The 20,316-nt window shown below is 40.6% G+C and carries 18 protein-coding genes; 8 read left to right on the forward strand and 10 right to left on the reverse strand.

Going from position 1 to position 20,316, the window contains the following annotated elements:
• Window positions 1-260: 260 nt before the first annotated feature.
• The 6 genes from CHA01nite_RS18670 to CHA01nite_RS20970 all read right to left on the reverse strand — a co-directional run bounded on the left by CHA01nite_RS18670 (window position 261) and on the right by CHA01nite_RS20970 (window position 6,735).
• Entirely contained in the window at window positions 261-1,946 is a 1,686-nt protein-coding gene (locus tag CHA01nite_RS18670) for a sodium:solute symporter family protein (RefSeq protein ID WP_146944205.1), read from the reverse strand.
• A gap of 100 nt (window positions 1,947-2,046) precedes the next feature.
• Window positions 2,047-4,545: a PIG-L family deacetylase gene (locus CHA01nite_RS18675; protein WP_146944207.1), complete on the reverse strand. Its 2,499-nt coding sequence runs from the start codon at window positions 4,543-4,545 to the stop codon at window positions 2,047-2,049.
• 329 nt (window positions 4,546-4,874) lie between these two features.
• Entirely contained in the window at window positions 4,875-5,420 is a 546-nt protein-coding gene (locus CHA01nite_RS18680; protein WP_146944209.1) for a helix-turn-helix domain-containing protein, read from the reverse strand.
• Window positions 5,395-5,877: a hypothetical protein gene (locus CHA01nite_RS18685; protein ID WP_146944211.1), complete on the reverse strand. Its 483-nt coding sequence runs from the start codon at window positions 5,875-5,877 to the stop codon at window positions 5,395-5,397. Before CHA01nite_RS18685 ends, CHA01nite_RS18680 begins: the two co-directional genes overlap by 26 nt.
• Window positions 5,878-6,063: 186 nt before the next feature.
• A complete protein-coding gene (locus tag CHA01nite_RS18690) occupies window positions 6,064-6,570 on the reverse strand; it encodes a hypothetical protein (protein WP_228458459.1) in 507 nt (168 codons plus the stop codon).
• 39 nt (window positions 6,571-6,609) lie between these two features.
• The gene (locus tag CHA01nite_RS20970; RefSeq protein WP_262712154.1) at window positions 6,610-6,735 is read right to left on the reverse strand and encodes a hypothetical protein; all 126 of its coding nucleotides are present in this window, start codon (window positions 6,733-6,735) and stop codon (window positions 6,610-6,612) included.
• A gap of 757 nt (window positions 6,736-7,492) precedes the next feature.
• Between CHA01nite_RS20970 and CHA01nite_RS18695 the strand changes: the two genes are divergently transcribed.
• From CHA01nite_RS18695 to CHA01nite_RS18710, 4 genes are all read left to right on the forward strand, one after another.
• Window positions 7,493-8,242 (forward strand): nucleotidyltransferase domain-containing protein, encoded by a 750-nt coding sequence (locus CHA01nite_RS18695; protein WP_146944213.1) that lies wholly within the window; start codon window positions 7,493-7,495, stop codon window positions 8,240-8,242.
• Window positions 8,243-8,332: 90 nt separating this feature from the next.
• Complete coding sequence (locus CHA01nite_RS18700; RefSeq protein ID WP_146944215.1) at window positions 8,333-9,334, forward strand: Hachiman antiphage defense system protein HamA; 1,002 nt, start codon at window positions 8,333-8,335, stop codon at window positions 9,332-9,334.
• Between the two features lie 41 nt (window positions 9,335-9,375).
• Complete coding sequence (locus CHA01nite_RS18705) at window positions 9,376-11,985, forward strand: DEAD/DEAH box helicase (protein ID WP_170234776.1); 2,610 nt, start codon at window positions 9,376-9,378, stop codon at window positions 11,983-11,985.
• Window positions 11,986-13,068 (forward strand): nucleotidyltransferase domain-containing protein, encoded by a 1,083-nt coding sequence (locus CHA01nite_RS18710; RefSeq protein ID WP_146944219.1) that lies wholly within the window; start codon window positions 11,986-11,988, stop codon window positions 13,066-13,068. It begins immediately after the preceding gene.
• Between the two features lie 40 nt (window positions 13,069-13,108).
• Here the strand turns inward: CHA01nite_RS18710 and CHA01nite_RS18715 are convergent, their stop codons facing one another.
• From CHA01nite_RS18715 to rpsO, 4 genes are all read right to left on the reverse strand, one after another.
• Complete coding sequence (locus tag CHA01nite_RS18715; protein ID WP_146944221.1) at window positions 13,109-13,543, reverse strand: cold shock domain-containing protein; 435 nt, start codon at window positions 13,541-13,543, stop codon at window positions 13,109-13,111.
• A gap of 291 nt (window positions 13,544-13,834) precedes the next feature.
• Window positions 13,835-14,176: a hypothetical protein gene (locus CHA01nite_RS18720; RefSeq protein WP_146944223.1), complete on the reverse strand. Its 342-nt coding sequence runs from the start codon at window positions 14,174-14,176 to the stop codon at window positions 13,835-13,837.
• Between the two features lie 295 nt (window positions 14,177-14,471).
• Complete coding sequence (locus tag CHA01nite_RS18725; RefSeq protein ID WP_146944225.1) at window positions 14,472-16,838, reverse strand: polyribonucleotide nucleotidyltransferase; 2,367 nt, start codon at window positions 16,836-16,838, stop codon at window positions 14,472-14,474.
• A gap of 314 nt (window positions 16,839-17,152) precedes the next feature.
• Window positions 17,153-17,422 carry a 30S ribosomal protein S15 gene (gene rpsO, locus CHA01nite_RS18730; RefSeq protein WP_034704056.1) on the reverse strand — a complete coding sequence of 90 codons (270 nt, stop codon included), beginning with the start codon at window positions 17,420-17,422 and terminating at the stop codon, window positions 17,153-17,155.
• A 172-nt stretch (window positions 17,423-17,594) separates the two neighbouring features.
• Here rpsO and CHA01nite_RS18735 point away from each other — a divergent pair, with 172 nt between their 5' ends.
• From CHA01nite_RS18735 to mgtE, 4 genes are all read left to right on the forward strand, one after another.
• Window positions 17,595-18,146, forward strand: a complete 552-nt coding sequence (locus CHA01nite_RS18735; RefSeq protein ID WP_146944227.1) for a pyruvate decarboxylase — start codon at window positions 17,595-17,597, stop codon at window positions 18,144-18,146.
• A gap of 373 nt (window positions 18,147-18,519) precedes the next feature.
• Window positions 18,520-18,669 (forward strand): hypothetical protein, encoded by a 150-nt coding sequence (locus CHA01nite_RS20605; protein WP_170234777.1) that lies wholly within the window; start codon window positions 18,520-18,522, stop codon window positions 18,667-18,669.
• Window positions 18,670-18,692: 23 nt separating this feature from the next.
• On the forward strand, window positions 18,693-18,836 hold the full coding sequence (locus CHA01nite_RS20610) for a bacteriocin-like protein (RefSeq protein WP_170234778.1): 144 nt from the start codon (window positions 18,693-18,695) through the stop codon (window positions 18,834-18,836).
• A gap of 152 nt (window positions 18,837-18,988) precedes the next feature.
• Window positions 18,989-20,311 (forward strand): magnesium transporter, encoded by a 1,323-nt coding sequence (gene mgtE / locus CHA01nite_RS18740; protein WP_146944229.1) that lies wholly within the window; start codon window positions 18,989-18,991, stop codon window positions 20,309-20,311.
• Window positions 20,312-20,316: the final 5 nt, after the last annotated feature.

Genomic DNA, 20,316 nt, shown 5'->3' on the forward strand with positions numbered 1-20,316 from the left:
TGAGCCTCTTCAATCTTATGTGACTCATGTGTCAAAACTTCTTTTGTGATTTTTGTGGTTAATAATCAGCAGTCAGAACCGGGGCTTCGAGAGCCTCAGCCACCTTAACCTGAGTTAAGCTGAATACCTGAAAAAATCTTCGATTTTTAGTCTAATGTGTTCTAAAATATGCGCAATACGAGTCTCTTCGATCTCATGTGACTTATGTGTCAAAGCTTCTTTTGTGACTTTTGATTTCGTCGAACCTTCGGTTTGTGGTTTCATTTAACAAACCTCCTGTTAAACAATAATCCGACGGCCGAAAACAGGATGACCGCCGCTGCCCCGATCACGTTCAGCCAGAGGAAGGAAACGATATCGAACTGGTAGACGGCAATCACCATGATTTCCGATAAGATGGCCGAAACAAATACATTCGCCCCGTTGATCTTTTTAAAGTAAAAAGCAACCAGGAAAATCCCCAGGATCGGACCGTAAAACAGGGAGCCCAGTACATTCACCGCTTCAATAAGGGAACCCATCTGCGTGGCAAACATCGCGATGCCGATGGAGAAAATCCCCCAGGCCAAAGTATGCAGCCGGCTGTATTTCAGTTCGGTCTGCTCATCAGGCATTTCTTTGCTGAAGATCAGATGGACGTCTTTTAACGAGCAGGCCGCCAGGGAATTCAGCGCAGCCGAAATGGAGCCCCAGCTGGCCAGGAAAATAACGGCAAACAAAAGACCGGTCATCCCAATCGGTAAGGTATTCTTTACGAAATACAGGAAAATATAATTGGTATCGGTTTTCTCCGCATTGGAGTTGGATTGGTTGATGGCCTCCTCTACCCTTCCGTGAAGCGCTTTGACCTGCGTTTGGGTGTCTTTAAAATCCTGAACCGCCCGGGTAAGCTGTGGAGAGTTGGTTTCTTTCAGCTTTAAAATTTCTTTCGATTCTGCATTGAACTTTGCCTGCAAATCCCGATGCTCTTTTTCAAATGCCGCCACCTGTTGAGGCTGGGTGTCCTTGAGGTTCTGGTAGGAGCGTTCATTGAAATACACCGGAGCCGGTTTCAGGGAAAAGAAGGCGAAAAGCAGCGCCCCGATCAGGAGAATGGCAAACTGCATCGGGATCTTCACCAATCCGTTCAGCAGCAGGCCCATTTTCGCATTGGTGTTGTCCTTCGCGGTAATATACCTTCCGACCTGGCTCTGATCCGTCCCGAAATAAGAAAGGGCCAGGAAAAAACCGCCGATCAGTCCGCTCCAGAGGTTATACTTGTCTTTCCAGTCGAATTCCGTGGTGATGACATTCAGCTTTCCGGATTTCCCGGCGAGATACAGCGCATCCTTGAATCCGATTCCGCCCGGCATATCCTGGATGAGCAGATACCCGGCAAAAGCCATGGTTCCCAGGATAATCAGGAACTGTAATTTTTGGGTGTGGGCAATGGCTTTGGCACCGCCGACGTAGGTATAAATCAGCAGGATGCCGCCCGTTAAAATATTGGTGAGATAAATATTCCAGTTGAGAACACTCGCCAGGATAATACTCGGCGCATAAATGCTGATCCCCGTAGATAATCCCCTTGAAAAAAGAAACAGCAGCGAAGTGAGCACCCTTGTTTTTTTGTCGAAACGGTTTTCCAGGTATTCATAGGCGGTGTAGACATTCAGCCGTTGGAAAATCGGGATGAAGGTGATGCAGATCACGATCATTGCCAACGGAAGGCCAAAGTAGTACTGGACGAAACGCATCCCGTCGGTATACGCCTGGCCCGGCGCCGAAAGAAAGGTAATGGCACTGGCCTGCGTCGCCATAATCCCCAAAAGCACGATGTACCAGGGCATCTTGCTGTCCGCTTTCAGGTAGGAGGCGTTGCTTTTCTGGCCACGGCCGATCCATACGCCGTAAACCACCACGGCAACCAGGGTAAAAATGAGAACGGCCCAATCGATACTGCTCATGCCCAGAATTTAGTGAATAAATAATACAATATAATCTGGGCGATCAGCGCAACGGCCAATAACAAATACCAGATGTTCCAGTTTGCAGATTGTTTGTCCATCAGTTTTTTGGTGCGGATAAAAAGTTCATCAACAAACGCGCCGCTCCGGCATTGCCCGCAGGCAGCTGCCTGAAAAAGGCCAAAGGCGTATAAATAAAATTCCCCTTTCCGTATTTCGCATACAGCGTGGATCCCTGCAGCGGCTCTTCACCGGTGTCGTGCATTTCGAAAAGCGGTTCGTAAGCCGCATCCCATTGGTCCGGGAAGTAGGCCCCGCGCTCCTGCACCCAGCCGTTGAAATCATCGGCGGTAATTTTATTCGGGAAGTTCAGCAACTTGTGATTGGGATTTAAAAAGGTAACAGCCGCATTTTCTTCGGTCACCCGTTTATTGGCAATGTTGAATTTGTATATGCCCAACTGGCTCACCGTAGCGTCCTGATTGGTGTTGTATTGCATCACCAGATTTCCTCCGGCTTTTACATACGCCCATAAAAAAGGCATCCACCGGCCCAGCTTTTTCTCCGTATTGTTGGCCCGGATCCCCAGCACGATGGCATCGTATTGCGATAATTGGTTCCGGCTGCCATTTCCGCCGTCCGGATTGCCATAAAAATCTTCATCTTTTAAAACATCCACTTGGATCCCGGCGATGCGCAGGAACTCGGGAATGAAATCACCCGCTCCCTGGATGTAGCCTACTTTCTTGACCGTCGATTGAATATCGCCTTTTATCACCGCCACCGTTGCCGGCGCAAAATATTGCAGGGAAGGCAGATGCGGATATTGGATCAATACCTGTTTTTTATTATAAATGATTCCGTCTGTAACATATTCGGCATCCAACTGCAAACGGCTGGATAGTATTGAAGCAAGTTTGGTTTTCGGGATAACGCAGTCGACAGTAATATCTTTTCCGTTGAACGAACTGACCTCCGCGCCGCCCAAACGTTCGCCGTTGTACATCAGGTTCAGCTTACCGTTGCCGAATGCTTTGTTGGAATTGACTTTGATGTTTACACTTACCTGCAAATCTTCGTTTTCTTTAACCAAATATAGCGGTTGGGTAAATTTCAGTTCCAAAGCCGGAACGATGCGGAGGGCTTCCACCACATCACCGCGCACCGGGTCTAATTTCTTGAAAGATAAAGGAAGCTTCACCTGAAACTTTTCTCCACCGATTTTTAAATCAAGCAGAACATTCAACGGGGATTCTGCTTCGGGCAAACCGATTAACGTATCATTCGGAACGGAGAAGGTGGCCGCATTCACAGCCGGTCTGGCCAGCCAGTATGGTTCCGTGAGGGCGGCATCCGCCGGTATCTGTATTCCGTGTTCAATAGTAACCAGGGAATCCTTAGACAGTTTCCTGTTGAAACTTTCCGACTGGTTCAGCCATTTTACATTTTCCAGAACCACCGGATTTTCCGCTCTTGCAATCAGGTTTAATTTGAAATTATAGGGGTCTCCGGCAACGGCTTCAGGCTGGTTAGTCACTGCCTCGCCCATAAACCCGGCACAGCTCAGAATGATCCGGTCCAGCGATTTGATTTTATCTTTCTTCAGTTCAGGATCCTTCAATGCCATCACCTTTTTCCGCAAAGCCAACAGAGCCGGCAAACTACAGTCCGGATTATTAAAATTGAAAGCGGAAATAATTTTATCTAAAGCCTGGTCGATATCCGAATTTCCTTTGGAGGTCCAGGTTTTCACGACACCATCCAGAAGGCTATTTTTGGCAGGCTCTCCGGCTACGTGGGTAAAATATTCGGTTTTGATTCCGGCCACCGACTGGGTGCCTGCGCCCTGGCTTTTGTGTAAGCTCCTGCTTAAGCCGGCCAGTTCGCCATAGCCCATTCCGAGCTGCGCATCGTATTGCCCGACCGTGATCTTCAGCTGGTTTTCAGCCGTCGTATTCACCGAACCGAACCGGAAGGTATTCCACAATAAGCGTTTCGGTTGCCATACATTGACATATTTGAGCTGATCCGGGAAAGCGTTTTTATCGCCGGCCAATTTAAAGGCTTTTTCCGCTACGACTGCCGAAGCTGCATGCTGCCCGTGGCCCGCCGCCGCTGTTGGCGGAAAACGGCAGATGATCACGTCCGGACGGAATTTACGGATCACCCAGACCACATCCGCGGTAATGCTGTTTTCATCCCATTGCTTAAAGGTATCGGTGGTATTCTTGGAGAACCCGAAATCGATCGCCCGGGTAAAAAACTGTTGGGCACCGTCTAATTTTCTGGCCTCTAAAAGCTCATGCGTCCTGATCAGGCCTAAAGCAGCTCCCTGCTCCGTTCCCAGCAAATTCTGCCCGCCGTCGCCTCTGGTTAAAGACAGGTAGCCCGTTTCCAGGTTCTGGTCGTTGACCAGCCAGGAGAGCAGGCCTGTATTTTCATCATCCGGATGCGCCGCCAGGTACAGGACTTTCGGCAGGTGCTTCAGGGTTTTGAGTTCGCGGTAAATTTCTGATGATCCGGAAGGCCGGACCTGCTGGCCCGGACAAAAAGCCGTTAAAAAACTAAGGAGAAGTACAGTGATTCCTTTTTTGAACATTTCAATTTGCTTTGCGGGGCAAATATAGGTAAATCGTTCTTTTTCCGGCAGTAAAAGAGAAAATTCATGGTCTCATCATCAACTATGTCCGGCGGATCGTGGGTTTTCCCGGTATCCGGTATCAATAGCATCGGGCTTCAACCCGATGTCATTGTAGCAATGTAAAATCCGGATTCAGCCAAAACGTATTTTGACGCAAAGAATGATTTCCTGACGCACAAGGTTTAAGGAAGCCAAGATGGATCAGCAGGCTGATCTTATGAAGCATACGGCTGATTCATGTAGCGGATTGATGTGGCTTTTAAAAGCATTTCCCTTAAAACTGGAAGTTAATAGATAAAACCAAGTCTGTTTTTAACATGCTTGCTTTCTTCGTCTCTTATTTTCTGACTTGTCCTGATCTCATGTTCCTTATCTTTTTGAACTACTTTAAACCAGCTTATTGCGGGAATCATTCCGTTGGAATGTAATTCAAGCCTGATGATGAACTCATCAGTCGGCTTTCGATGATCATTCATATATTGGCTAAGCACAGTTGGCTTAACATCAACCTCAACAGCAAACTCTTTATCTTTTTTGCCCTGTCTGCTCACATATTCATTTAAAAAAAATCCGAAACTGAAAGCTTCCAGATATTGGCTGCTGTTTATATAGTCTTCCAATTGAAACTTGAGCTGTAACAATCTTGAATACATTTTTTGTTTGTGAGTGCGGTTATTGAATTGGTTACGGCGGGCTGTCCAAAAGTCTTCCTCCTCTTTTTTCTCTTTCGCATCCAAAACCTGATCAGCAGGAAAGACAAAAGCATCTGCCAGTTCTTCACTCGTAAATTTTGAAAAATCCGTTTCCTTAATTTCCTTCCTGTTTGTCTTCATAATAATCCTGAATTAATTTTAATGAATTTTCTCCTTCGGTTATCAAATACATTTTAGTTGACTGCAAGCCATATTGTTGCATATAATGCCTTTCAAGCTTTGTTTTTGGCTCTAAGCATACATACCCTCCAAACCCTTTTTTAAATGCTTGTCTGCATGAAAAGGCAATAAGACAGCCTGCAATCCGACTATAATTCTGCGATTTTCCAACATTTTCTTTGGAGGCTGCCAGAAGCCTGACCTCCAAAGCATAATCCTGTGGACGCTCTTCTATTGATATAAGCCCTATTGGTTCTTCTTTGCCCTCTACGGTTAATTTATAAGTATGAAAGTTTTTTTCTCTGTTCCAATTAAAATCAAACCGCTTGGTTTTATTAATTTGCGCAATTTCAGTAGCATCAATTTTAGTTATTGTTGCCGTCTGTTTCTCACCCGTAATTTTATTTAATACGTACATGGATTAACAAATATACTGAAAAAAGTTTACACATAACGTAAACTTATTATGAACTTTTTTCAGTCAGTTGTTTAACATCAGCAACGATATATTATCAGATTTTTCAAATTATACAGCAAGTTAAGGCAATGATTTAATTTGTAAGTTTAAACTTCGGAAAACAACACACAGTAAGACAAAAATCAACTATACTTTTCCAACCTGATCCCGCGTCAGATAAATATAATGAAACATACAGAATGCCGCGATCGCCCCGAACGTATGCCATAAAAAATGGGTCCCGAAGCGGAGCCATTCCCATTTATCGGCGATCCGGAAAATCAGGGCCAGAACAAAGGACAGCAAAGCGAAACCTACCCATTTTCCGGCTTTCCAACGGGTAAAGATCAGGTACCTCAACACCGAGAACAGGACAAAAGAAGCCATGATGGCATAATTGACGTTGATGAATAGAGAAGGATGGCCGGCCAGGATCCAGTTTCTCAAAGCAAACATGAGCATCCCATAAAGGAAGACCAGCAGAACCGCATAATACCAACGGGTACTCCGGGCGACAAAATAGAATCCGGCAGAAAGGCAGAGCAGCATGATCGGCAGCCAGTCCATCATAATGAATACCGGCCATTGCCTGAAAGAATGATACACCGTTCCGCCGATGGCCCCGATGTACAATAGAGCCAGGCAGTAGGTCAAAAAAGGATTTTCTTTAAAACGGCTTTTCAGCTTAATCGTTCAGAAAATGGCCAGGGCTAAAAACAGTACAGCCGTGATGGCATTCAACGGCTCGGGAAACAGCTGGGCCATATCGGTCTCTTTGTATAACATGCCTCCGTCCTGAGGTAATAAATTTATCGGCATGATTCTTTTGGTGTTTGTTCACAGGCAGATTATAGCATACAAAATGTAGACCCGTCCCTTTTTATTTTAAACATTCATAATTATATTGCGAATATTTAGAGCCTGTTTAAAATTTTAATTCATCAAACTTTCCGTCATTTCTCTTAATTTTCTGAATTAAATAAACTTTGTTTATTCTTCACTTTAATACGATGATTTCAATTGACTTAATTGAATATTGCCGGGCAACCGACATATTGATTTTTTAAGCTAAAATGCCTTAAATTCTTAATGTTAAAATATAAAAGGTAAATTTAAACAGGCTCTTAATTTTCTTTCTTAAATATAGTAAATTGATTGAACGTCATTTTATGAAATTTATGACATATTTCTTTTCATCAGATATGAATACTGGTTTTTTGCTGCTCCGGTTTTATCATAAATAATCCTCTTGGAGTGTATTGATAAATTTTTGTACTTTTGATTTCAGAGTACTTTTCATGTATTCTTAGTGTAATAATCCCTTTTCAGCTTTTGAATCGGGATTTTTTGTGTTTTAAGGGTAAGCATCGGCTGATCTTGTTAATACCTATTCTGTTTAAAATCCCTGATCATTTCCTATTTTTTTTCTAAATGCTGAAAACACATTGGATACTATCGAATTCAAGTTAAATTTATAACGGATAATATATTTCCAAGACGGCAAAATAAATAAAATACAGCCTGCGTAAAAACATTGCGCACACCACCTTTTATTTTGTACCATAAATTAAAAACAATGACACCGAAAATATTAGAAAAACTAAAAGAAATAGAAGAAAGACGCGGCATAGAAGTTCTTCTGGCTGTAGAATCCGGGAGCCGGGCGTGGGGATTTGCCTCACCCGACAGCGATTACGACATCCGTTTTATCTACCGCCATGAAAAAGACTGGTACCTCTCGCCCTGGGACAAAGATGAAACCGTCGAATTTATGACGGAAGATGACCTGGACGGTTCCGGATGGGACCTCCGGAAGACGTTCCATTTGCTGCTGAAGTCGAATGCGGCTTTGCTCAGCTGGTTTTACTCCCCGGTGGTTTATGTAAAGAATGAAAGATTTTATGACCTGTTCAAGCCATTGGCCGATGAATGCTTTTCCCAGGCAGCCGTTTTTTACCATTATCTGAGCATGAGCAAAAAATACCTCGAAGCCTGCCGCGGCGATGAAGTGAAGCTGAAATCTTATTTTTACCTGCTCCGCACGGCACTGACTGGGAAATGGGTTCTGGAGAAAGGGACCGTTCCGCCGGTGCTCTTCAGCGAACTGACGGTATTAACGGATGATTTTACCCGGGAAAAAATAGAAAATTTAGTCGCTTTAAAAGCCACGAAAGGCGAATCGTATTACCATCCGAACGACCGTGAACTTTTCGGATTCCTGGAAAGCATGATCAAAGATTCGGAAGAAAAGGCAAAAGGCCTGAACGGCGGGAATACGGATAAGAATAAGATGGAGCGGATTTTTAAGGAAATATTAATATATTGAAAATAGTTTTCTACAATTTTATTCTTAAAATGAAATTATATTTTTTATAAATTCATAATTATTAATATATTAGAGTAAATTTCAATAAATATGGCTATTGATTTTAGTAAACTAATTACTATTGATAAAAACTGGGTTAACAGGGAACTTAATCATCATTATACAGAAAAGATAAATGATAAACTCAATGTTAGGTTATACTCAATAAAACCATCCGGCACAACTATCAATTCTATATCATTAGCAAATACCTTACTTGATATATTACCATACTATTTTAAATCTAAAATTGAAATAAATAAAGTTATTAAACGAGAGATAGATAAAACTCTCAACGGCTCTACAACAGCATTAGACATTGATTTATTAGATCTAAAAATAAAAATTCATAATAGAACGTATAGAGAAGCAAAAAATTTTTTCAAAAAAAAGAGTTCGGATTCTAAAAGTGGTAAATATGGAGAGCTACTTTTATTTGGACTTGTTGAGTCAATTTTAGATTGTAAAATGATTGCACATAAAATAACTAACCTTACTAATTATCACGATGAAATTAAAGGTGGCGATGGAGTTTTTATGGGGAATTATAAATTGCCAAACGGAAATATTGAAATTGCATATCTTATTGGAGAATCAAAAGTTTGGCAAGATTATTCAGGAGCAAAAAAAGATGCTTTAGAATCCATTAATAGATTTTATGATTCAAAAGTTCAAGCCGATTTTAAAACATTGGAGTTTTTTATTGCTCAAAAAGACATAGAAAAAGTTGTTGACAAGAAAACTGACATAGACGAATTGTATGATAGACTCGATCAAACATCTGACTTATTTAAAAGTCAAATTGCTGTCCATCCAATATTGATAATGTATGAGACTAAAAGCTACAATACACTAATGAAAAAAGCTTTGAGCAATTCGGAATTAAATGCTTCAATTGATACACAAGTTCAATCAAAATTAAAAGCAACTCTCGAGAGTATTTCAAAAAAAGTCAAAGAATTTCCAGAGCTTGAAAAAGTCTTTTTAGATTTTATTCTAATTCCTACTAACAGCATTTCTGATTTTAACGATACAATGGACAATCTAATATGAGTGATGATTCTTTAATTCTTCAAGCTTTTAAGCATAAAACTTTGAATAACGTAATCTTTGATTACACCTTAAAATTACTTTCAAGTACATTTGATTCTATAAAATCTATAGAAATCAAACATAATGAGTTAAAAAAAACAATTTGGTTAGCATCTATTTTATCTAATAGTGATAATGATATTCACAAAAGAAAAGCTCAATTATTTACTTCACTACTTTTTTTAAATAATCAGGACGATATTGAAATTCTAAAGGCTTGTTATGTTTTATTTTCAAGATTAGGAAATTTGACCGCTACAAGATTTTTAAAAAATCTATATTCTAACCAAGATGAAAATCCTGTAGAACTAAAATCTGAATATAATTTCGGTGATTTTTTAAGCTATGAATTATTGTTTGAAAGAGAAAAAAAAATTATTTCCTTAGAAAATAATTCATTTTTAGTTACAGATTTTCAAAAAGATTTGTGGGAAGGACTTAATAATATATCGGAGATAGCTATTTCAGCTCCAACTTCTTCTGGTAAATCGTTCATTATTAAGAAATATTTAATTAATGAATTTTTCAATAAAAATGAATTTAGAGCTTTATATATAGTTCCTTCCAGAGCATTAATAAATCAGGTTAGTGAAGAGTTTAAATCAGAATTAACCGATGATGTACGTGTAAAATCTTCCGTTACAGAAGAAAATGAAGTTTTTGATAAAGAAATTTACATCTTAACGCCAGAAAGGTGTATAAAAATATTAGACATTGATATTAAAATTGATTTTATTTTTATTGATGAAGTACAAGGTATAGAGGATGCGTTAGGTAGAGGCCTAATTTTTGAATATGTTTTTAATGAAATTTCTTTAAAGTTTCCTTCTGCAAAATTCATTTCTGCAGGACCAAATATTACTAATCCTAATAAAACATTTACCGAAATTTTTGAAAGAGATTGTTCAACAATCCAAAGTAAACTTTCTCCTGTTTTTCAATTGAAGATTACATTAAAAAATAATCAAGGAAGCAAATTTGACGTTGTTATACAAAACGAAAGTGGTATTTATCAAAAATTTGTTCAAGATTTTAAATATAATTTCAAAAATAAAAATAAAGGGGAAACTGTTGCTCAATTAGTAAAGTATATTGCTCCAAAAGATTCTAATATAGTTTTTGTACACGACGGATATTACGCTCAACATTGGGCTGTTATATATGCTAGCATTATTGAGGAAGATGATGATTTGGATAAGGAAGTTAAGGAACTAATAGATTTTCTCAAAGAAGATATTCACAAAAAATATTACTTAATAGAATGTCTAAAGAAAAAAATAGCGTATCATCATAGTACATTACCTGATATTGTTCGAAAAGAGATTGAAGAATTGTATACAAATGAAAAGATTTCTACAATTTATTGCACATCAACATTATTAGAGGGTATTAATTTACCTGCAAATAATTTATTTACTTTTCAACCAAAGAAAAAAAATATACCATTGACAAAATTTGAATTTGGTAACTTAATTGGAAGAGCTGGTAGAATAAAATCTTCACTTTATGGGAGTATTTATTATATCCAAAATAATAATGATAGTCAATTAGCAAGTGATTATTACGATGCAGAATATGATAAAGAGATTGAAGTTTTTTCTTCGAATGCGATAAACTCTTTAGATGTCCATGATTTAAATATTCCAACCAGTAAGATTGAAAAAGGAAGTGATATAGAGACTAAGAAGGCTCAACAAATATCTATTTTTTTAAAACATAAATATTTAAAGGGAGAGGATTATGCTTTAAAATATCTAAAAAATAAAAAATTTACTGATGAGGAGATTAGTATTGCAATGGGATATTTAAAAGATAATTTAAATGCAATTGATGTTCCCCCTAATGTTTTAATAAAAAATCCGTCTATTGACCCACTTTTGCAAAATCAATTATATACTAAAATAAAATCAGATGATATAAGAGAATGGGTTCTAAGTAAAACCAGTAATTTTGCTAAGTTTTTAGATCCTGAAAAAATTGAAACTTTACCAATCTATGATAGACCATTTTATTGGCAATTAGTGAATTTACTTGGGAAATTGGATGAAATATTTAATATGTTTGATGAAGGTTTTAAAAAATATAATCAAAAATGGCTAAGCGCCACTTCAACTAGTTTGCAAGCAAAAAGATGGCTTAGTGGAGCACCGATAGGCCAAATTATTAAACAAAATATTGAATATTTGTCAGGACGAAATAATTATAATAAGATAGATCCAGAAAATTTGGAAGATATAAATAGAGTAATAAATGATACTATAAGATATAATTCTACTATCACAACATATTTATTACCTAAATATGTAAAAGTGTTGGTGGATATACTTAATGAAATCTTTACCGATGAACAGAAAGAAGAATATAAACTAACTATGAGTCTACCAACTATGTTAGAATTGGGTACAAAAGAACCTTTAATCATTCAATTAATTTCTTCAGGAATCACAAGAAGTGTAGCAATTCAAATTTTTGACTTATATAATAAAAATACAACAAAAGATTTTAGAGAAAAGAATGATATTTTAAATTGGCTATCAAATCAACGTGATATAAAAGAATTAAAACCTATCTACAATAGATATTTAAAAAGGATTAAAGTTTTAGCGACATAAATGACCATCCAAAACCTAAAAACCAAAAACCTCATCCTCCTCGAAGCCATCTCCGGCAGCCGGGCTTTCGGATTGGCGACGGAAAATTCGGATACGGATATCCGGGGCGTGTATTATCTGCCGAAAGAAGACTTTTTCGGGCTTAATTATGTACCGCAGGTGTCCAATGAAACCAATGATATTACCTATTACGAGATCGGCAGGCTTGTGGAGTTGCTGCAGAAAAACAATCCGAACATCCTGGAAGTCCTGGCGAGTCCGGAAGACTGTATTCTTCAGAAACACCCGCTGATGGATCTGCTGAAACCGGAAGATTTCCTGTCGAAGCTCTGCAAGGATACGTTTGCAGGGTATGCCGTTTCGCAGATCAGAAAGGCGAAAGGACTAAACAAAAAGATCCTGAACCCGATGGACAAGGAGAGGAAATCGGTGATGGATTTCTGCTATGTTTTGCAGGACCAGGGCTCGGTGCCGTTAAAGAAGTGGCTGCGAGAATTTTCGGACGGCGGGCAACGGGGTCTTGCCCAGGAGAAATGCGGGCTGGTAAGCATCGAACATACGAAAGGCATGTTTGCGCTGTTTTATGACGCATCGGGAGATTTGGGGTACAAAGGGATCATCCGGCATGAGGAAGCCAACCAGGTTTCCGTTTCATCGGTTCCGAAAGGGGAAAAGCCCCTGGCCTACCTGTTCTGCAATCTGGATGCCTACTCTACTTACTGCAAAGATTACCGGGAATACTGGAAGTGGGTTTCGGAGCGGAACGAAGACCGCTACAACGTAAACCGGAACCACGGGCAGAATTACGACAGCAAGAATATGATGCACACCATCCGCCTGCTGCAGTCCTGCGAACAGATCTTTAAGACCGGTTCCCTCAACATCCGGGTGGACAACCGGGACGAACTGCTGGATATCAAAGCCGGTAACCGTCCGTACGAAGCCGTGATGAAGAAAGCTGAAGATCTGATCCGCTCGATTGAACATTATCATTCGGTTTCTGCCCTTCCTGAATTTCCGGACACGGCAAAAACCACCAAAATACTGGTGGAGATCCGGGAGGAGCTGTATAAAAACAAATAAAGCTTCTTGCGAAGCTTTATTTTATTTTGATTCGTATCTCTTATTTTACCAGTCTGATCTCCATAGCGGAAAATCCTTTCGGGGATTTTTCCTTTTCAAAGGATACCTTGTTTCCTTTTTTCACCTGGTCGATGCAGTTATTGTTGTGGAAGAAGATATTCTCTTTGGTTTTGTCTTCCGTGATGAACCCGTATCCTTTTTCACTCAGGAAAGTAACGATTCCTTTTTTCACGGCTTCTTCAGCCTCAATCGGAGCAGCGCCCAGCTGGATGTCGTTGATATCGATTTCTTCTTTTTCATCACGATCTGGTGGCGTAGACGTCAGCTGTCCGTTGGCATCCACATACATGATCATATCGTCAAAGCTTTTGCCTTTGTCGTTATTTTCTTTACGCTCTTCACGACGTAAAGCTTTTTCTTTTAGTTTTTGCTGTTTTTTCTTGAAATTTTCTTTTTTAGAGAAAGAATCTGCCATATATTGTATTGAATTTTATATTACGATTTAATTTTCACGCTCAAGACAAGCTGTGTTGTCTGCCTGCATTTTCAATGCCAGGTTATGATCGCTTCCTATTAAAGGTTTTCTGAGTGCTTTTATTAATGTGATTGCCTTTTAAAGAGGCAGATGTGAAACAGAAGTGAATAAATATTCTCAACAGCCACAAAAGTAAAGACAGAGATTTCTTTTAATAAGTAAACAAAGATACGGAAAAAAAACGTACCATGCAAGGGGCTGCCGTTTCAAATCCCTGAAATTCAATTTATTTTAAGTGTTCAGAAAATCAAGCCACTCTTCCAGCAAATCTTTAATCTCAGCCAAAGGAAAGGTATAAGGCAATTTGTCAATTCTGAAATCCGGATATTCTATATCCAGATCCATATGCTCCATTACCATCGATTTATAAATTGACCTTTCAGACTCATCCGTATTGAGGAATGCATTAACTTCCCTCAAAAGAAATTCTGTTCCGGCACGGTCCAGATAAGATAAAAACTGCAGACTGTTATTCTGGCCCACAATCCCGTCTTTGCGACGACAATTATATCCTGTAACACCATCAGAACTTAACTTATAAAATTCTAAACCGTATTGTTCTCTTTTAGTCATAAAATGTTTTTGTTATGCAAATAGAAGAATATATTTTCGAAAGATATATACATTAAAGGTTTGGCTAAAGCCAAGTTTTAAACCGTTATAGTTACATCGGGCTGAAGCCCGATGCTATTAATACGTGTATCAGATTTTACTATCGTTTCAATCTCTGATGAGACTCCTTTAACTTTGATATCAATAGTACAACATTATTTTTCAGCTGCTTGCTGACTACATCCATGTTGGGCACAACCTCACAAAAAAACCACCGGAATCCCGGTGGTTCAATATGATTGATAATCTTATTATCTTATTCTTCAGAAGAAGGATTCTGGTCTCCTGCCGGCTGATCACCTTCAGGTCTTCTTTCTCTCTCCTGTCTTCTTTCGCCGTCATTTCTGCGGTCTCCGTCATGCCTTCTCTCACCATCATTTCTTCTTTCACGGTCTCCGTCAGATCTTCTCTGTCCTTCAGGTCTTCTTTGCCCTTCAGACCGGTTCGGTCTGTCGGAACGCTCAGGTCGGTCAGAACGTTCTGGTCTTCCCTGTCCTTCTGCTCTAGGCGGTCTTGGCAACAATACCTTTCTGGAAAGCTTCATTTTCTTGCGGTCGTCATAACCCATAAATTTCACTTCCACTTCATCCCCTTCGCTGTAAGGAACCGTATCCAGACGGGACCATTCGATCTCGGAGATGTGAAGAAGTCCTTCGGTACCTTTGGCAATCGCTACGAAAGCCCCGAAATCCATTACTTTCACCACCTTACCGTTGTATACTTCCCCGACTACCGGTACGAAAGTAATCTCGTTGATTTTCGCAATCGCCTCATTGATTTTCTCTCTGCTAACCCCTGAAATCTCGATTCTTCCGATTTCGCCGATTTCTTCAATGGCAATAACGGTATCGGTATCCTTCTGCATCTGCTGGATGATTTTTCCTCCAGGCCCGATTACGGCACCGATGAAATCTTTAGGGATTTCCATCATCACCATTTTCGGAGCATGCGGTTTCACATCCGCTCTCGGCTCGGCAATTGTCTCCGTGATTTTATTTAAGATATGAAGTCTGCCGTCTTTAGCCTGTAAAAGGGCTTTCTCCATGATGTCCATGGAAAGACCCTGGATTTTGATATCCATCTGGCAGGCGGTAATCCCGTCTGCCGTTCCGGTTACTTTAAAGTCCATGTCACCCAGGTGATCTTCATCCCCTAAGATATCGGACAGTACGGTAAAGTTTCCTGTTTTCGTATCGGTCACCAGTCCCATTGCGATTCCGGAAACCGGTTTGGCAATCTGGATACCGGCATCCATCAGCGCAAGCGTTCCTGCACAAACGGTAGCCATGGAAGACGAACCGTTGGATTCAAGGATATCGGATACGATTCTGATGGTGTATGGGTTTTCTTCGGGAATCATGTTGGCCAGAGCTCTCTGAGCCAGGTTCCCGTGTCCTACTTCCCTTCTTGAAGTTCCTCTCAAAGGTCTTGCTTCACCTGTTGAGAACGGAGGGAAATTATAATGTAAGAAGAATCTTTCGTCATAATTGACCATAACGCTGTCTACCATGTTGGCATCTTTAACGGAACCTAAAGTAACGGCTGTTAAAGACTGGGTTTCCCCTCTGGTAAAGATCGCGGAACCATGGGCTCCCGGTAAATAATCGATTTCGCTCCAGATCGGTCTGATGGTTTCAGGATCACGGCCGTCCAGACGGATCTTGTCATTCAGGATCATGTTACGCATCGCCTCTTTTTCCACATCGTGGTAATACACTTTGGCAAAAGGCGTCACTCTTTCCAGCTCCTCTGCATCTTCTACGTACTGAGCCAGGAATTCAGCCAGTACGGCTTTGAACTTTTCGCCCCGCTCTTCTTTTCCGGAAGGGGTTCTGGCTACTTCGTACACTTTATCGTAAGTTTCTTTCCACACTTTCTCACGGATGGCTTCATCGTGGTTTTCGTGGCTGTATTCTCTTTTCGGGAACGATTTTCCTACTTTTTCAGCTAACCTTTCCTGAGCTTCCACCTGTTTTTTGATTTCAGCGTGGGCGAAAGTAATGGCTTCCAGCATTTCCTGCTCGGAGATTTCTTTCATCTCCCCTTCTACCATAACGATGGAATCCTTGGTGGCTCCTACCATGATATCCAGGTCGGAATTTTTAAGATCCGCATAATTAGGGTTAACGGAAAGTTCACCGTTGATTCTTACCACCCTTACTTCAGACATCGGTCCGTTGAAAGGAATATCGGTAATGGCAATGGCTGAAGAAGCCGCAAGACCCGCCAGGTCATCAGGAATCGACTGTCCGTCGTAAGAGATCAGGGAAATCATCACCTGAACTTCCGCATGGAAATCATCCGGGAACAAAGGTCTTAATACCCGGTCTACCAAACGCATCGTCAGGATCTCCTGATCGGAAGGACGCGCTTCTCTTCTGAAAAAGTTTCCGGGAATTTTACCGCCGGCATAAAACTTTTCTCTGTAATCTACCGTTAACGGTAAAAAATCCACTCCGGGATTGGCTTCTTTATTGGCTACAACCGTTGCTAAAAGCATGGTTCCGCCCATTTTTACGACAACAGATCCGTCAGCCTGCTTGGCCAGCTTCCCTGTTTCAATGGTGATTTCTCTGCCGTCGGCAAGAGTAATCAGCTCTGTAATTGCTTGAGGTACACTCATAAATTGTTTTGTGTTGCGCTCCGTATTGAGCACCTTTAATGATTATATTTCGTCTAAAATTCAACTGCAAATTTACTGTAATTATTTGGAAAAAGCACGTCTTGTCTTTAAAATCCGTAAAAGACAGGCGATTTGCTTGCCAATTATCTCAGATCTCCATATTCCGGAATTACATTAATGGTCAAAGATTTAAAATTTATCCGTCTGAAAACAACGCTAAAAAAACCAATCGCTTTTTTCATTTAAATTTGCGGCAAAAGGCTATAAAAAAAGCAACCTCTTTCGAAGTTGCTTTATTTTTAAATCTTTACAGATTATTTTCTTAAACCTAATTCAGCGATGATGGCTCTGTATCTTGTAATATCTTTTTTCTTAAGATAATCCAAAAGGCTTTTTCTTTTACCTACCAGTTTCACCAATGATCTTTCCGTGTTGAAGTCATGACGGTTAGCCTTCAAATGCTGGGATAAGTGGTTGATTCTGAAAGTAAATAAAGCGACCTGTCCTTCAGCGCTTCCTGTGTCCTGTGCAGATTTTCCGTGTTTTGCGAAAATTTCTGCTTTTTTTTCTGTTGTTAAGTACATTCCAATATTGTTTAATGATTATTATGTAACGGCTGCAAAAGTACGACTTATTTTTGAATCTGCCAACATTATCGATTCCGTTTATCGGCAGCGATAGAGAAAAATGTTAAAAATTTCTTAAAAAAATGAGGCGATGCCGAGAAAAGGCAGTAATTTTGCATGGTAATTAGTGATGGAAAAAAAACTGACTTTTATTCTATGTACCGGACTTCTTTTGGGAGGTGTTTTCATACTGAAAGCACAGAAATCTTCTGCTGAGAAGATTAATAAGGTCCTGTATTTCAATCCTCAGGTAGAACCTGATCTTGAAGAAATCAAGGAGCCTACCAATACGGCCTTCTTCAGCGCTGTCTCCGATAATTTAAGCGAAAGAAAAAACAGAATGCTGAAAACGGAAACCCAGATTTCCTTCGACAGCATCGACCGGAAGACCATTGCCGACTACTGCATAAACAACGATGCCGATTTTGCAATTGTTCCCAAAGTGAAATATTTTAAGGTCGGACTTGGAAAATATGTATTCTCCAACCAGGTTGTGGTCAGCATGAAACTTTTTGATGCGCAGGGAAATCTCCTCACCGAAACCGACTACGATACCTATAAAAAGAATATGCGGCTGCTGGGCTCTACGGTGAATTCCGTGAAGATCGGTACCAACGGAGCTATCAAAGGAATCTTGAAACAGTTCAGAAAAAGCAGGCATGCTGATGGCACCGGATTTTAGAACGGCAACTCCTACCCCGTTAAACAACCCGTTAAAATTCAATCTGTAAGATTTTTCCGACCCTGCATTCTGCACTTTATTTTACAGCTTAAAAGATAAAACTATGCACCTCATTGAATTTCTTTAATTTAAATTCATTGCATGGTGAATAATTTAAAATATTTTTATTAATTTCGGGATAACAATTCATTCAAATTATCTCAATAGAAAATTTTTAAGCACCGGTATCATTGCCGGTGCTTTTTTATTGAAACCTGAACACTATCGGTTCTATACAAATCTAAATCAGAACCTTACCACCTGTTATTTTTCATTTTATAGTGATTAATTAAAAAATTTCATGTATATTTAATCACATCAAAATCCATTTCATATGAAAAATACCCATCTGAAAAAGCTTACCCGTAAAGAACAGGGAAAAATCAACGGAGGCATACTGAAGAGATGCCAGGACCATTATGAATGTCCGGGCGGTTCGTGTTGTCGGAATGTGTGTGTCCTTTACAATTGTCCTGAAGTATAATTTATCATTCAAAATTTACTGCTATGAAAAATCTAAAGAAACTCACCAGGAAAGAACAGGAAAAAATCAACGGTGCGGGCCTGGCCCGATGTACCAGCAACATCCAGTGTTTCGGCGGATGGTGCTGCAACAGAATGTGCGTGCCTTATGCCTGTATCGAAGAATAAACCTGATATCCATTTCTGATTTAAAAGCATCCGCATCCGGATGCTTTTTTATTTCCGGTACCTGAAAAGTTTAATAAATCCTTAAATTTTCCACTTCGTTCGCCAATCTTAAAAAATTGAATTATTTTTGCATTACCTAAAAAAATCACGCTTTGAATTTTAAAGACGAACTTGTATTCAACCCCGAAGATATTGCCGAAACCCTCAGTGAGCTTCATGCTGATGAAAGGCTTCTGGCGTTCCTGAAAGTTCCGAAAGAATACAAAGCGGAAGTTTTTTCCCATCTGGACCCCGATTTCCAGGAAGAAACCATCCGGAGCATCGGCAGCGATGAAGTTTCCGAGATCCTGAACGCGATGACTCCCGATGACAGGACCGCACTCTTTGAAGATTTCCCCGATGAGCTCATCAAATATTCCATCAACCACCTGAATCCCCAGGAACGGCGGATTGCCCTGAAATTATTAGGCTACGATTCCGATTCCATTGCCCGTCTGATGACGCCCTATTACATCCAGATCCGTAAGGAATGGACCATCAGGCGTTGCCTGGAGCAGATCAAGAAAGTGGGCAGCAAGGTGGAAACGATGAACTACCTCTATGTGGTTGACGAAAGAAACCGGCTGATCGACGATATTGCCCTGGGAAGCCTGCTGCTGGCAGAAGAAGATACGATGGTTGCGGATATTACCGATAACCATTTCGTAGCCATTACCACGACGACCTCTAAGGAAGATGCCGTGCAGTATTTTGAAAAATATGACCGTGCCGCCCTTCCGATCATTACTGAAGCCGGCGTTCTGGTAGGCATCGTTACGATTGATGACATCCTGGACCAGATCGAACAGCAGAATACCGAGGATATCCAGAAATTCGGGGGATTGGAAGCCCTGGACCTTCCGTATACCCAGACTTCGCTTATCGAAATGGTTAAGAAAAGAGGCATGTGGCTGGTCATCCTTTTCTTTTCCGAAATGCTGACCGCCTCCGCGATGGGTTATTTTGAGGATGAAATCCAGAAAGCGGTGGTGCTGGCTCTATTTGTCCCGCTGATTATTTCCAGCGGCGGGAATTCCGGTTCGCAGGCAGCCACCCTGATTATCCGGGCGATGGCCCTGCAGGAGATCGGACTGAAGGACTGGTGGTATGTGATGCGAAAGGAGATCTTTACCGGACTGCTGCTCGGCGGGATCCTGGGGATTATCGGTTTCCTGAGGATTATGATCTGGCATAAGGCCGGCTTTTTCAATTACGGAATGCACTGGGCCTATGTAGGCCTGAGCGTGGGGGTTTCCTTAGTGATGATCGTGCTTTGGGGAACGCTTTCCGGTTCCATGGTTCCTTTTATCCTAAAAAAAATGAAACTCGATCCCGCGACCTCCTCCGCCCCTTTTGTCGCCACTTTGGTGGATGTTACCGGACTGATCATCTATTTTTCCGTTGCCGGACTTTTCTTAACGGGCAAACTTTTGTAATTTAG

The sequence above is a fragment of the Chryseobacterium hagamense genome (assembly GCF_007991455.1).
Lineage (GTDB): Bacteria > Bacteroidota > Bacteroidia > Flavobacteriales > Weeksellaceae > Chryseobacterium > Chryseobacterium hagamense.